We start from the raw sequence: 13,896 nt of genomic DNA on the forward strand, positions 1-13,896 counted from the left end.
ATCGAAAACTTCCGCATCCATGCTCCCTGCATGGGTGCGGAAGATGGTGACTGTGGTGACGATGTGAGGAGGACACTGAGCTACAGGCGCCGAATCCGAAGGCCATCGACGAAAAGCTGTTCGAGATAACGGGCGGCATCCTCGAAACGACCCTCGCCCGAATGCTCCTCACCGAGCACGGCACGCACCTGCACATCGAAGTCGGCATAATGCTGCGTGGTCGACCAGATCGAAAAGATCAGGTGATAGGGATCGCATTTGGCGATCTTGCCAGCCTGCGCCCAGGCGCGGATGACTTCCACCTTCTCGTCGACGAGCGCCTTCAGCGGCCCGCGCAGCTCATCCTCGACATGCGGCGCACCTTGCAGCATCTCATTGGCGAAAAGCCGGCTTTCACGGGGGAAATCCCGCGCCATCTCGAGCTTGCGGCGGATATAGGAGCGGATCTCGCTTTCAGGATTGCCATTGGCATCGAAGGCGCGCAGCGGCTCCAGCCATGTAAAAAGCACCCGGTCGATCAAGGCCCGGTGCATCGCTTCCTTGGTGCGGAAATAATAGAGCAGATTGGGCTTCGACATGCCGGCGACGTCTGCGATCTGATCGATGGTCGAGCCACGGAAGCCGCTGACGGAAAACACATCCAGCGCGGCTTCCAGTATGATTTCCTCTTTCTCTTCCTGGATTCGTGTGCGGCGCTGTGTCCTGGCGGCTCTCGGGATGGCCATGTCTGCTCTGTTTCTCCTTGAAATCCAAGCCTTTCGGCCATGCCCTCATTCACTCTGCCGATGCATCGGATTTGGGCAATCGCCTGAAATTTTATCGGAAATTTTCGTTCTTTTCGTCTTGAGCCGCGCCACGGAAGTTGTAATGTTTACCAATCGGTCAAATTATCTGTCAGATGTTTCTTAAACGCAACTGGCGATTTTCCGGGCGAGAAAAACAAGACGCGCGCTCGGGAATTTGAAATAAGACCAACGGGAACAATTTGGGCATGCGCCTTGCATGCCCCAGGACAAACAGGTGAGGATTGCATCATGGTGGCAGCGCCAGGAGAAAACATGCGTATCAATGGCGATCGCCTTTGGGATACGCTAATGGACATGGCGAAAATCGGCCCCGGCATTGCCGGCGGCAACAATCGCCAGACGCTGACCGATGCCGATGCCGAGGGACGCAGCCTTTTCAAGAGCTGGTGCGACAAAGCCGGCATGACCGTCGGCGTCGACAAGATGGGCACGATGTTCGCGACCCGTGCCGGCACCGACCCGAACGCGCTGCCCGTCTATGTCGGCTCGCATCTCGACACTCAGCCGACCGGCGGCAAGTATGACGGCGTGCTCGGCGTGCTCGCCGCGCTCGAAGTCGTCCGCACGATGGACGACCTCGGCATCAAGACCAAGCATCCGATCGTGGTCACCAACTGGGCGAATGAGGAAGGCGCGCGCTTCGCTCCCGCCATGCTGGCCTCGGGCGTCTTTGCCGGCGTACACACGCTTGACTATGCCTATGGCCGCAAGGATCCGGAGGGCAAGACCTACGGCGACGAGCTGAAGCGCATTGGCTGGCTCGGTGACGAAGAGGTCGGCGCGCGCAAGATGCACGCCTATTTCGAATACCATATCGAGCAGGGTCCGATCCTCGAGGCAGAGGACAAGACGATCGGCGTCGTCACGCACTGTCAGGGTCTGTGGTGGCTGGAATTCACGCTGACCGGCAAGGAAGCCCATACAGGTTCGACGCCGATGGCCATGCGCGTCAATGCCGGCCTTGCCATGTCGCGGATCGTCGAGATGGTGCAGAGCGTGGCGATGGAGAGCCAGCCGGGCGCCGTCGGCGGCGTCGGCCAGGTCTTCTTCTCGCCGAACTCGCGCAACGTCCTGCCGGGCAAGGTGGTATTTACGGTCGATATCCGCACACCCGACAAGGCAAAGCTCGATCGCATGCGTGCCAGGATCGAAGCGGAAGCGAAAGAGATTTGCGATTCCCTCGGCGTCGGTTGCTCGGTGGAAGCCATCGGCCATTTCGAACCGGTCACCTTCGATCCGAAGCTCGTCGCATCCGTGCGCAATGCCGCCGAGAGGCTCGGCTACAGCCACATGAACATCATCTCCGGGGCAGGCCACGATGCCTGCTGGGCCGCCAAGGTCGCGCCCGCCACGATGGTCATGTGCCCCTGCGTCGGCGGCCTCTCGCACAACGAGGCCGAGGAAATCTCCAAGGAATGGGCGACCGCCGGCGCGGATGTGCTGTTCCACGCAGTCGTAGAGACGGCGGAGATCGTGGCGTGATCATGGCCTACGCCCAGCCATCCCCCTCATCCGCCCCTGAGTTGATCGAAGGGCAGGCACCTTCTCCCCGAGGGGAGAAGGGGATTCCCGCCGCAGCGCCATCTTTCTTAGCAAGCCGCCGGCGCAGTCGGAAATTGCGCTGCACCAATGGCGCCACGCCTCACCTTCTCTCTTCGGGGAGAAGGTGGCCCAAAGGGCCGGATGAGGGAGCGCCGAGGATGCCAGAATCTCAAAACAGGGAACAGACACCATGAGCACAGTCATCAAGGGTGGAACCATCGTCACGGCCGACCTGACCTATAAGGCCGACGTCAAGGTCGAAGGCGGCAGGATCGTCGAGATCGGGCAGAACCTCTCGGGCAACGAAGTGCTTGACGCTTCCGGTTGTTACGTCATGCCCGGCGGCATCGATCCGCATACGCATCTCGAAATGCCATTCATGGGCACCTATTCCTCCGACGATTTTGAAAGCGGCACGCGCGCAGCCCTTGCCGGCGGCACGACCATGGTGGTGGATTTCGCGCTCCCCTCGCCCGGCCAGTCGCTGCTCGAAGCGCTCACCATGTGGGACAACAAGTCCACCCGGGCGAATTGCGACTATTCCTTCCACATGGCGATCACCTGGTGGGGCGAACAGGTCTTCAACGAGATGGAAGCCGTCGTCCGTGACAAGGGCATCAATACCTTCAAGCACTTCATGGCCTATAAAGGCGCGCTGATGGTGGACGACGACGAAATGTTCTCCTCCTTCCAGCGCTGTGCCGAACTCGGCGCTTTGCCGCTCGTCCATGCCGAAAACGGCGATGTGGTCGCGCAGATGCAGGCAAAGCTGCTGGCCGAAGGCAATAACGGACCGGAAGCGCACGCTTACTCCCGCCCGGCCGAAGTCGAGGGCGAGGCAACGAACCGCGCCATCATGATCGCCGACATGGCAGGCTCGCCCGTCTATATCGTCCATACCTCCTGTGAACAGGCGCATGAAGCCATCCGCCGCGCGCGCCAGAAGGGCATGCGCGTCTATGGCGAGCCGCTGATCCAGCACCTGACGCTCGACGAAAGCGAATATGCCAATCCGGATTGGGATCACGCCGCCCGCCGCGTCATGTCGCCGCCCTTCCGCAACAAGCAGCATCAGGACAGCCTCTGGGCCGGCCTCGCCTCCGGCTCGCTGCAGGTGGTCGCGACCGACCATTGCGCCTTCACGACCGAGCAGAAGCGCTTCGGCCTCAACGACTTCACCAAGATCCCGAACGGCACCGGCGGTCTTGAGGATCGCATGCCGATGCTCTGGACCTACGGCGTCAATACCGGCCGCCTGACGATGAACGAATTCGTCGCCGTCACCTCGACCAACATCGCCAAGATCCTCAACGTCTATCCGAAGAAAGGCGCGATCCTCGTCGGCGCCGATGCCGATATCGTCGTTTGGGACCCGAAGCGCTTGAAGACCATCGCCGCCAAGACTCAGCAGTCGGCGATCGACTACAACGTCTTCGAAGGCAAGGAAGTCACCGGCCTGCCGCGCTATACGCTGACGCGCGGCGTCGTCGCCATCGAGGAAGGCACGATCAAAACGAAAGAAGGCCATGGCGAGTTCGTCAGGCGCGACCCGTTCACCGCTGCCAACCGCGCGCTTTCCACCTGGAAAGAAGTCACCGCGCCGCGCAAGGTGCAGCGCAGCGGCATCCCCGCAAGCGGGGTATGACGCTTGGGCACGGCGCTTCGGCTCATCGGCCGCCTAGAGCAATTCCAGGAAAAGTGCGTAGCGATTTTCCGTCTGGAATTGCGAGAAAATAAAGAGATAGAGCATTTTCGCGATTCGAAGAAAAGCGAAACGGCGCTAGCGCGGCACATACCGCTCCAGATCCGGCAGCAGGACCACGCTTTCCTGCTCGTTCGGATCGGTGCGGGCGATGACCGCTGTCGCCGGCCGGTCGCTGAGGTTGGCGGGAAGATGCGGAACGCCGGCCGGGATATAGAACATCTCGCCCTCGCGCACGATGACGTGCTCCTCCAGACGCTCGCCGAACCAGCAATGCGTCTCGCCGGAGATCGCGTAGATCGCCGTCTCATGCGAGGCGTGAAGATGCGCCTTGGCGCGGGCGCCCGGCGGAATGGTCAAAAGATGCATGCAGATCCCCGTCGAACCCACTGTCTCGGCGGCAATCCCTTCGAAATAATTGAGGCCCTGTTTTCCGGCATAGGTGCTGCCGGGCCGCACGACACGGCAGGTGGGCTTCGATGAGACACTCATGGCATTGCTCCCCTCTGTCCAGCAGCCACAAGGCGTCCTCGCCTCTTCGGACTGCGGCAATGCCAAACAGAATAACACGCAATCCGCCCCAACCATGCGGCGAAAACAGGACTGGTAGGTGTTAATGACGTCATCCGCTTCCTCCGTCGTCTCCGCGCGGAATCTCTGTCTCACCTACAATACGAACGACGGGCCGGTGCATGCGCTGAGCAATGTCGATCTCGATGTGCGCAAGGGTGATTTCGTCTCCTTCATCGGCCCTTCTGGCTGCGGCAAGACCACTTTCCTGCGCGTCATCGCCGATCTCGAGCGCAAGACATCGGGCGACATCAGCGTCAACGGCATGTCGCCGGAAGACGCCCGCAAGGCTCGCGCCTATGGCTATGTCTTCCAGGCCGCAGCCCTTTATCCCTGGCGCACCATCGAGAAGAACATCGCCCTGCCGCTTGAGATCATGGGCTATGACAGGCAAGAGCAGGCCAAGCGCATCGCCCGGACTCTGGAGCTGGTCAATCTTAACGGCTTCGAACACAAGTTTCCCTGGCAGCTTTCCGGCGGCATGCAGCAGCGCGCCTCGATCGCCCGTGCTCTGGCCTTCGACGCCGATCTGCTGCTGATGGACGAGCCCTTCGGCGCGCTTGACGAAATCGTCCGCGACCACCTGAACGAACAGCTTCTGAAGCTGTGGAAGCAGACGAACAAGACCATCTGCTTCGTCACCCACTCCATACCGGAGGCCGTCTATCTGTCGACCAAGATCGTGGTCATGTCGCCGCGGCCAGGCCGCGTCACCGATGTCATCGAATCGACGCTTCCGGCAGAGCGGCCGCTCGGCATTCGCGAAACGCCGGAGTTCCTGGAAATTGCCCACCGTGTCCGGGAAGGCTTGCGGGCCGGACATAGCTACGAGGAATAGGACCGAGCCATGAACCCGCAATTCCTCCTTTGGCTTGTCGGCGCGATGGCGATCTTCATCGGCGGTGCCACAGCCTCGCGCGCCTATATCGCCAACAACAATATGCTGGTGCTGGTCCTGTCGCTGGCGCTCTATTGCGTCGGCAATCTGATGATGGTGCGGCTGATGCGCGAGGGCGGGCTTGGCCTGGCGATCTCCGCCTCCTCCATCGCCCAGCTCGTCGTCGTCAACGTCATCGCCTTCATCGTCTTTGGAGAACGGCTGAGCCTGCAGCAGCTTGCCGGCGTGGGCCTTGGCATCGTCGCCATGATCCTCATGCTGCTTCCCGCGCAAGGAAGGGCGTGACCATGGAAAAGGAACAGTTCTTCAAGCACAGGTTCCTGCCGGTCGCGACGATCGTGCTGGCGATCATCCTGCTCTGGTATGTCTTCGCCGTCATCCTCAATGCGCCGTTCCAGCGCGATATGGACCGGCGCGGCAATGCCAGCCCGACAGCGATGGAATTCATCGGCAAGACGCTGTCGCAGCCGAAACCCACCCTGCCCGCACCGCATCAGGTTGCGCAGAATGTCTTCGAAAACACCTTCCTGCGGGTTCCGACAAGCAACCGCAGCCTTGTCTACAATGCGTGGGTGACGCTGGCGCCGACGGCGGTCGGCTTTGCCTTCGGCACAATCCTCGGCGTGCTCTTCGCGGTCGGCATCGTTCATCTCGTCGCGCTCGACCGCAGCCTCATGCCCTGGATCATCGCATCGCAGACGATCCCGATCCTTGCCATCGCCCCGACGATCATCGTCGTCTTCAGTGCCCTTGGCATCGATGGTCTGATCCCCAAGGCACTGATTTCCACCTATCTGTCGTTCTTCCCGGTCACCGTCGGCATGACGAAGGGCCTGCGTTCGCCGGAAATCATGCATCTCGACCTGATGCGCACCTATAATGCCAGCAGCTGGCAGACCTTCTGGAAACTGCGCGTGCCGGCCTCGATACCCTTCCTCTTCACGTCCATGAAAGTCGCGATTGCCGCAAGCCTCGTCGGTACGATCGTCGGCGAACTGCCGACTGGCGCCGTCGCCGGCATCGGCGCAAAGCTCTTGGCAGGCTCCTATTACAGCCAGACGATCGATATATGGGCGGCGCTGGTCGCAGGCTCGGTCCTTGCGGCAATTCTCGTCGGCATCGTCAGCATCGCTGCCCGCATCGTCGAGCGCTCGATGGGAGGCAGAACGGCATGAGATCCTTTCATTTCTCCTGGCAGGGCATATTCGCCATTCTTCTCTGTCTTGCGGCGATCCCCGCCTTGCCGCTGGCTGCGGCAGATGCCGCCGCACCTTTCAGCAGCGGAACGACCTTCGTCATCTTCATTCTCATTGCCGCGGCCGCCGCCCTATCCTTCATGCACCTTTCCGAAGACCTGAACGCGGCGATCCTCTTCTTCGGCGCGCATGCGGCGGCATGGCTGCTGCTCGCGGGAATTTCCGGCAATGAAGGCAAGGCGCAAGCGTCCTTCTTTATTCTGATTGCCGCTGCCTGGCTACTGGCCTGGCGCTGCGTTTCCGTCCTGTCGTCGATGCGCTCGCAGTCGGCCGCCGGCAGCTATACGCTGCGGCTGCTGATCCCGGCGATCTTCGGCATATGGATACTGATCGTCTGGGAAGCCGTCACCCGCGGCGGCGGTGTTTCCCTGGTGCTGCTGCCGCCGCCAAGCACTATTGGCGCTCGGATCGCCAGCTCGCTTCCGACGCTCTGGATCGATGTGCGCCAGACGATCCTCACCTCCGTCCTAATCGGCTATATCATCGGCTGCGCCAGCGGTTTCGTCGTTGCCATTCTCGCAGACCGTTTCGCCTTCCTGCGTCGCGGTCTGCTGCCGATTGGCAACTTCGTCTCGGCTTTGCCGATCATCGGCGTCGCACCGATCATGGTCATGTGGTTCGGCTTCGACTGGCAGTCGAAGGCCGCCGTCGTCGTCATCATGACCTTCTTCCCGATGCTGGTGAACACGGTGACGGGCCTTGCCGCAGCCGGCAACATGGAACGCGACCTGATGCGCACCTACGCATCGAGCTATTGGCAGACGCTGTTCAAGCTGCGCCTGCCGGCTGCCGCTCCTTTTATTTTCAATGCGCTGAAGATCAACTCGACCCTGGCGATGATTGGTGCCATCGTGGCGGAATTCTTCGGCACGCCCATGTCGGGCATGGGCTTCCGCATTTCAACCGAAAACGGCCGGTTGAATCTCGATATGGTCTGGGCCGAGATCGCGGTTGCCGCGATCGCCGGCTCGGTCTTTTACGGTATCGTCGCCATCATCGAACGAATGGTGACGTTCTGGCATCCGTCTATCCGCGGTGGGCAGACGTAATCCAGGATCCCTTCCAAGGGATCAAGGCATAACTCCAGAGGGAAAAGGGTGAAGACATGAAAAAAATAATGTTTGCATTGATGGCAAGTGCCATGACGCTTGCCGCCACCCAGGCCGCAATGGCGGCGGACAAGGTGACCTTGCAGCTGAAATGGGTGGCTCAGGCGCAGTTCGGCGGCTACTTCGTTGCCAAGGACAAGGGCTTCTACAAGGACGAAGGTCTCGATGTCGATATCAAGGCGGGCGGCCCCGATATCGCTCCGGAGCAGGTGATCGCCGGCGGCGGCGCCGATGTCATCGTCGACTGGATGGGCGGTGCGCTGGTTGCCCGCGAAAAAGGCGTTCCGCTCATCAACATCGCCCAGCCCTTCGAAAAATCCGGCCTGGAACTGATCTGTCCGAAGGATGGCCCGGTCAAGACGGAGAAGGATTTCAAGGGTCATACCCTCGGCGTCTGGTTCTATGGCAACGAATATCCCTTCTTCGCCTGGATGCACAAGCTTGGCCTGAAGACCGACGGCGGCAAGGATGGCGTCAATGTTCTGAAGCAGAGCTTCGACGTGCAGCCGCTCGTCCAGAAGCAGGCCGACTGCATCTCCGTCATGACTTATAACGAGTACTGGCAGGCGATCGATGCGGGCTTCAAGGCCGAAGACCTGACCGTCTTCAACTACACCAAGCTCGGCAACGACCTTCTGGAAGACGGCCTCTACGTCAAGGAAGACAAGCTGAAGGATGCGAAGTTCAAGGCCGACATGGTGAAGTTCGTCCGCGCTTCGATGAAGGGCTGGAAATATGCCGTCGAGCATCCGGACGAAGCCGCCGAAATCGTCATGGACAATGGCGGTCAAAATGAAAGCCACCAGAAACGCATGGCAGGCGAAGTCGCCAAGCTCATCGGCAACGGCAAGCTCGACATGAAGACCTATGACCGTACGGTCGAAGCCTTGCTCGATCAGAAGATCATCAACAAGAAGCCGGCTGGCGCCTATACGCATGAAATCACGGACGCTGCTCTGAAATAGTTTTAGATCATGGCGCACCATCGAAACGCGCGGGGCTTCCGGTCCCGCGCTTTTTTTCATTTTGTAACAGCAGCAACAAAAGGCTGGCTTTCTTGCAGCAATTGGCTGAAAAGCCTCGGCCATCAATTATTCGAATGCTGACATCACAATGCCGTGATTGCTTCGCATGGTTGCAAACGATAGGAATACCCGCGAAATCATTTTCTCGTGATCTTGCGAGAATTGAAAACCGCTCCCATTTACAGGGGCGATTTTAGGATGAGGGGCTGCAAGGCATGACAGACGGATATTACAACGCCGCGCATCGCATGCGACGCGCAAAAGTCGCCGTAACACTTTAAAGTTGATGCATAAGTTTACCCTTAAGTCGATTCCGATTTGAGGAATTGTGCGGTAATCCCGCCGGGAAGCCGGCTCGCATGCAGTGATCTCCCGTGTTCGCGACGGAAAACCGCGAAATCCTTTGACCAAATGCCAAACTGGAACCGGACGCATGGCCCTCACGCCGTTTAGACTTCTGAGCACGACCGCCATTCTGCTTTCCCTGCTGGCCGCATCGGCCGCCCGGGCAGAGCAGCCCGCCGTGACCACGCCGAAGCAGAACCTGCCCGCAATCGTCATCACCACAGCCGCAATGCGCCATCTGACCGACAAGGTCGTCGCGACCGGCACGGTGAAGGCCGTCGAGGAGGTCTACATCCAGCCGCAGGTGGATGGCCTCTCGATCCGCTCTCTTAATGCCGATGTCGGCGACAAGGTCACGGCGAACAGCACGCTTGCCACGCTGAACGACGATGCGCTGATCCTGCAGAAAAGCCAGATGCAGGCAACGCGGGCCAAGGGCGAGGCAAGCCTTGCACAATTGCACGCACAGCTCACCGAAGCCCGCGCCAATGCGGAAGAGGCCGAGTTGCAGCGCGTGCGCGCCGTCGCCATGGGCGCCAAGGGCACGATGTCGACCTCCTCTGTGGAACAGGCAAATGCTTCGGCCGCCGCCAACAAGGCGCGTGTGGTGTCCGCAGAACAGGCGATCGCCGTTGCCGAGGCCGACCTCAAGGTCACCGACAGCCAGATCGCCGACACCGACCTGAAGCTCGCCCGTACCGGCATCAAGACCCCGGTCTCAGGCACCGTCGCATCGCGCGATGCCCGCATCGGCGCCATCGCCAACGGCAATGGCGATCCGCTTTTCACCATCATCCGTGACAGCCAGCTCGAACTGGTTGTCGATGTGTCCGAGAGTGACATCACCAGGATCTCGACCGGGCAGAAAGCCTTGATCGCGCTTTCCGGCAGCCGCGAAAAGCTTGCCGGAACCGTCCGCCTCGTCGCGCCGATCGTCGATTCCGTCACACGTCTCGGCGCGGTGCATATCACGATCGACGACGGCGAGAAGGCGCGCGCGGGCATGTATGGCAGCGCCGCGATCATCATTCGCCAGGAAGATGGTGTCGCTCTGCCGCTGACGGCAGTCAACAGCGAGGAAAACGGCTCTTCGGCCCGCAAGGTCGAAAACGGCGTGGTCAAGTTCGTCAATGTCGAGACCGGCATTCAGGACGGAGGCTATGTCGAGATCATCAAGGGTCTGAAGGCCGGAGACGACGTCGTCGCCAAGGCCGGTGCCTATGTCCGCGACGGCGATCACATCACACCCGTGCGCGACACGTCGCAAGCCTCCAACTGAGCGAGAACGGCAAGATGAACTTCTCCGCCTGGTCCATCAGAAATCCGGTCGCCCCGCTCCTCGGCTTCTTCCTGCTGATGGTGGTGGGTGCGCACGCCTTCTTCAATCTGCCCATCACCCGCTTTCCGAACATCGATGTGCCTGTCGTCAACGTCACCGTGAAGCAGAGCGGCGCTTCGCCGGCCGAGCTCGAGATGCAGGTGACCAAGGAGATCGAAGACGCCGTCGCCAGCATCAACGGCATCGACGAGATCCAGTCGACCGTGACGGACGGCCAATCGCAGACCGTCGTGATCTTCCGCCTGGAAGTGCCTACCCAGCAGGCCGTTCAGGATACCAAAGACGCGATCGACCGCATCCGTGGCAACCTTCCCTCAACGATCGACGAGCCGATCGTCTCCAAGGTCGACGTTGCGGGTCAGGCGATCCAGAGCTTTGCCGTTTCTTCGCCGAACATGACGCTCGAAGAGCTGTCCTGGTTCGTGGACGACACCGTCAAGCGCGCGCTGCAGGGCAAGGCGGGCATCGGCCGTGTCGACCGCTACGGCGGCGCCGACCGCGAAGTGCGCATCGAACTCGATCCCAACAAGCTGAACGCCTACGGCATCACGGCGCTTTCGGTGAGCCAGCAGCTTCGCAGCACCAATATCGATCTCGGCTCCGGCCGCGGCCAGGTTGCCGGCAGCGAGCAGGCGATCCGCGTGCTCGGCGACGCCCGCGATGTCGCGCAGCTCGCCGACACGACGATCGCGCTCACCAACGGCCGCTTCGTCAAGCTCTCGGATCTCGGCGCGATCAAGGACACCTATCAGGAGCCGAAGTCGTTCTCGCGGTTCAACAGCACGCCGGTCGTCACCTTCGGGGTATTCCGCTCCAAGGGCGCGAGCGAGGTGACCGTGGCCAAGACGGTGGCCGACACGCTCGACAAGGTGCGCGCGGAGAATCCGAACGTCTCGATCGAGATGATCGACGACGCCGTCTACTACACCTATGGCAACTACGAATCCGCAATGCACACGCTGATCGAGGGCGCCATACTGGCCGTCATCGTCGTTTTCCTGTTCCTGCGGAACTGGCGCGCGACGCTGATATCTGCGGTCGCACTGCCTCTCTCCGCGATCCCGACATTCTGGATCATGAACCAGATCGGCTTCTCGCTGAACCTCGTCAGCTTCCTGGCATTGACGCTGGCGACCGGGATCCTGGTGGACGATGCCATCGTCGAGATCGAGAACATCGCGCGCCACATCAAGATGGGCAAGACGCCCTATCGCGCCGCCATCGATGCCGCGGACGAAATCGGCCTGGCGGTTATCGCGACGACCTTCACCATCATTGCCGTCTTCGTGCCCGTCTCCTTCATGCCTGGTATCCCGGGCCAGTACTTCATCCAGTTCGGCCTCACCGTCGCCTTCTCGGTGTTCTTCTCGCTGCTGGTGGCACGTCTGATCACGCCGATGATGGCCGCCTATCTGATGCGCGCCGAAGACGGTGTCCACGATCATCACGACAATGACGGCCGCTTCATGCGCGGTTATACCTGGCTGGTACGGCAGACGACGAAGCGCTGGTATACGCGTTATCCGACGCTGCTTGCCGCCTTCGCCTTCTCTGTCGCTTCGGTCTTCGCCCTCATCATGTTTGTCCCCGGCAGCTTCATCCCGCCGGAAGACTCCTCGCGCATCGTGCTGTCGGCGGAACTGCCGCCGAACGCCCGGCTCGACGATACCGAACAGGCGACAAACGAGATCTATCGCCGCGTCAGGAACATCGACGGCGTTGACAGTGTCTTCGTGCTCGGCGGCGCCTCGCCGAAGGGCGACCTGGAATTGCGCCGCGCTACGGTGACGCTGACGCTCGGCAAACTCGACCAGTCGCTGGCCAAAAAGCTGGTGAACGACGTCCTCGATTCGCTGCCCATCATTGGTCCCCACCTGCCAAAGGTTACCGCCCATGGCCGCGTACGTCCGCAATGGGAGATCGAAAAGGAAGTCTTTGCCAAGCTGCGCTCGATTCCCGACGTCCGCATTACCAAGCTGAACGATCGTGGCGATCGCGACCTGACCTATAACTTCCTCTCGCGCAGCGAAAAGGATCTGAACCAGGCCGTCGGCATCCTGGAAGCCAAGCTGCGTACAGATCCGGCGCTCGCCAACGTCAGCGCCGACGGCGCCCTGCCGCGGCCGGAACTGCAGATCTATCCGCGCAAGGACGAGGCTGCGCGCCTTGGCATCACGCCGCAGATGATTTCCGACACGATCCGCGTGGCGACCATCGGCGATATCGACGCTTCGCTCGCGAAGATCTCGCTCGACGATCGCCAGATCCCGATCCGCGTTCAGGCCTCCCTCGGCATGCGCCGCGATCTGGCGGCGATCCGTGCCTTGCGCATCAAGACGTCCATGGGCACCACCGGACAGGCGTCCGCCGGCCCCACCGTGCCACTGTCGAGCGTCGCCGACATCGACTATTCGGAGGGCCTATCCTCTATCAAGCGCAATAACCGCTTCCGCGTCGTCGCGATCGGCGCCGACCTGCCGCAAGGCGTGGCACTTGATACGGCGTCCGAACATTTCCTCGATATCGTCAACAACGCCAAGATCCCGGCAACGGTACATCTGGCGGAAAGCGGCGACACCAAGGTGCAGAAGGAAATGCAGCAGAGCTTCGGCAATGCCATGCTGCTCGGCCTCATGCTTGTTCTGACCGTGCTGATCCTGCTGTTCAAGGATGTGATCCAGCCTTTCACCATTCTGCTGTCGCTGCCCTTGGCGATCGGCGGCGTGGCGCTGGCCTTGATCCTGACCGGCAATGCGCTTTCCATGCCTGTCATGATCGGCATTCTCATGCTGATGGGCATCGTGACGAAGAACGCAATCCTGCTGGTCGATTTCGCCATCGAGATGATGCATCGGGGCATGCCGAGGTTGGAAGCGGTCATCGAGGCCGGCCGCAAGCGTGCCCGTCCGATCATCATGACCTCGATCGCCATGTCGGCCGGCATGCTGCCATCCGCCCTCGGCGTCGGCGAAGGCGGCTCGTTCCGCGCCCCGATGGCCATTGCCGTGATCGGCGGCATCATCGTTTCGACCGTGCTCAGCCTGGTGGTCGTGCCGTCCTTCTTCCTGATCATGGACGACCTGTCCCGCCTGCTCGGCTATCTCTTTGGCAGGCTTGTCGGCAAGAAGGATGTGGATGACGAGGTGGTCACCAAGGAAGGCCTGGCGGCCGCCGTCAACGAAAACCGTCAGTCGCTCACCAGTCTGGAGGAGCGGCTTGAGATCATCGAGAACAAGGATGGCAGAGGCAGGTCCGTGGGCACGAATGTCCTGAAGCTGCCGCCCTTCGCGGCAGAATAGGCCAG

The 13,896-nt window shown here is 60.9% G+C and carries 11 protein-coding genes; 9 read left to right on the plus strand and 2 right to left on the minus strand.

Annotated elements, in window-relative coordinates:
- Positions 1-80 precede the first annotated feature (80 nt).
- Complete coding sequence (locus tag Q4Q11_RS10915) at positions 81-725, minus strand: TetR family transcriptional regulator C-terminal domain-containing protein (RefSeq protein WP_112503663.1); 645 nt, start codon at positions 723-725, stop codon at positions 81-83.
- 309 nt (positions 726-1,034) lie between these two features.
- Here Q4Q11_RS10915 and Q4Q11_RS10920 point away from each other — a divergent pair, with 309 nt between their 5' ends.
- Together Q4Q11_RS10920 and hydA are read left to right on the plus strand one after the other, a co-directional pair.
- Positions 1,035-2,288: a Zn-dependent hydrolase gene (locus Q4Q11_RS10920; protein ID WP_112503660.1), complete on the plus strand. Its 1,254-nt coding sequence runs from the start codon at positions 1,035-1,037 to the stop codon at positions 2,286-2,288.
- Positions 2,289-2,538: 250 nt separating this feature from the next.
- A complete protein-coding gene (hydA, locus tag Q4Q11_RS10925; RefSeq protein ID WP_498569496.1) occupies positions 2,539-3,993 on the plus strand; it encodes a dihydropyrimidinase in 1,455 nt (484 codons plus the stop codon).
- Positions 3,994-4,128: 135 nt separating this feature from the next.
- Here hydA and Q4Q11_RS10930 read toward each other — a convergent pair whose 3' ends face one another.
- A complete protein-coding gene (locus tag Q4Q11_RS10930) occupies positions 4,129-4,542 on the minus strand; it encodes a cupin domain-containing protein (protein ID WP_112503654.1) in 414 nt (137 codons plus the stop codon).
- A gap of 124 nt (positions 4,543-4,666) precedes the next feature.
- On the opposite strand from Q4Q11_RS10930, the gene Q4Q11_RS10935 reads away from it, so the two are divergent.
- From Q4Q11_RS10935 to Q4Q11_RS10965, 7 genes are all read left to right on the plus strand, one after another.
- Positions 4,667-5,458 carry an ABC transporter ATP-binding protein gene (locus Q4Q11_RS10935; RefSeq protein ID WP_112503651.1) on the plus strand — a complete coding sequence of 264 codons (792 nt, stop codon included), beginning with the start codon at positions 4,667-4,669 and terminating at the stop codon, positions 5,456-5,458.
- 9 nt (positions 5,459-5,467) lie between these two features.
- Positions 5,468-5,803: a DMT family transporter gene (locus Q4Q11_RS10940; RefSeq protein WP_498569497.1), complete on the plus strand. Its 336-nt coding sequence runs from the start codon at positions 5,468-5,470 to the stop codon at positions 5,801-5,803.
- A gap of 2 nt (positions 5,804-5,805) precedes the next feature.
- Positions 5,806-6,693 carry an ABC transporter permease gene (locus Q4Q11_RS10945; protein ID WP_498569498.1) on the plus strand — a complete coding sequence of 296 codons (888 nt, stop codon included), beginning with the start codon at positions 5,806-5,808 and terminating at the stop codon, positions 6,691-6,693.
- A complete protein-coding gene (locus Q4Q11_RS10950) occupies positions 6,690-7,823 on the plus strand; it encodes an ABC transporter permease (protein ID WP_498569499.1) in 1,134 nt (377 codons plus the stop codon). The genes Q4Q11_RS10945 and Q4Q11_RS10950 overlap by 4 nt, the downstream gene beginning before the upstream one ends.
- Positions 7,824-7,879: 56 nt before the next feature.
- A complete protein-coding gene (locus Q4Q11_RS10955) occupies positions 7,880-8,848 on the plus strand; it encodes an ABC transporter substrate-binding protein (protein ID WP_112503640.1) in 969 nt (322 codons plus the stop codon).
- Between the two features lie 493 nt (positions 8,849-9,341).
- Positions 9,342-10,532 (plus strand): efflux RND transporter periplasmic adaptor subunit, encoded by a 1,191-nt coding sequence (locus Q4Q11_RS10960; RefSeq protein ID WP_498569500.1) that lies wholly within the window; start codon positions 9,342-9,344, stop codon positions 10,530-10,532.
- Positions 10,533-10,546: 14 nt separating this feature from the next.
- Positions 10,547-13,891, plus strand: coding sequence for an efflux RND transporter permease subunit (locus tag Q4Q11_RS10965; protein ID WP_498569501.1), 3,345 nt, complete (start codon positions 10,547-10,549; stop codon positions 13,889-13,891).
- Positions 13,892-13,896 lie beyond the last annotated feature (5 nt).

The sequence above is a fragment of the Rhizobium sp. UFLA01-1127 genome (assembly GCF_059803845.1).

Coding starts and splice junctions, on each gene's coding strand:
- Q4Q11_RS10915 (WP_112503663.1), bottom strand. CDS start 725: ATGGCCATCCCGAGAGCCGCCAGGACACAGCGCCGCACACGAATCCAG.
- Q4Q11_RS10920 (WP_112503660.1), top strand. CDS start 1,035: ATGGTGGCAGCGCCAGGAGAAAACATGCGTATCAATGGCGATCGCCTT.
- Q4Q11_RS10945 (WP_498569498.1), top strand. CDS start 5,806: ATGGAAAAGGAACAGTTCTTCAAGCACAGGTTCCTGCCGGTCGCGACG.
- hydA (WP_498569496.1), top strand. CDS start 2,539: ATGAGCACAGTCATCAAGGGTGGAACCATCGTCACGGCCGACCTGACC.
- Q4Q11_RS10940 (WP_498569497.1), top strand. CDS start 5,468: ATGAACCCGCAATTCCTCCTTTGGCTTGTCGGCGCGATGGCGATCTTC.
- Q4Q11_RS10930 (WP_112503654.1), bottom strand. CDS start 4,542: ATGAGTGTCTCATCGAAGCCCACCTGCCGTGTCGTGCGGCCCGGCAGC.
- Q4Q11_RS10955 (WP_112503640.1), top strand. CDS start 7,880: ATGAAAAAAATAATGTTTGCATTGATGGCAAGTGCCATGACGCTTGCC.
- Q4Q11_RS10935 (WP_112503651.1), top strand. CDS start 4,667: ATGACGTCATCCGCTTCCTCCGTCGTCTCCGCGCGGAATCTCTGTCTC.
- Q4Q11_RS10950 (WP_498569499.1), top strand. CDS start 6,690: ATGAGATCCTTTCATTTCTCCTGGCAGGGCATATTCGCCATTCTTCTC.
- Q4Q11_RS10960 (WP_498569500.1), top strand. CDS start 9,342: ATGGCCCTCACGCCGTTTAGACTTCTGAGCACGACCGCCATTCTGCTT.
- Q4Q11_RS10965 (WP_498569501.1), top strand. CDS start 10,547: ATGAACTTCTCCGCCTGGTCCATCAGAAATCCGGTCGCCCCGCTCCTC.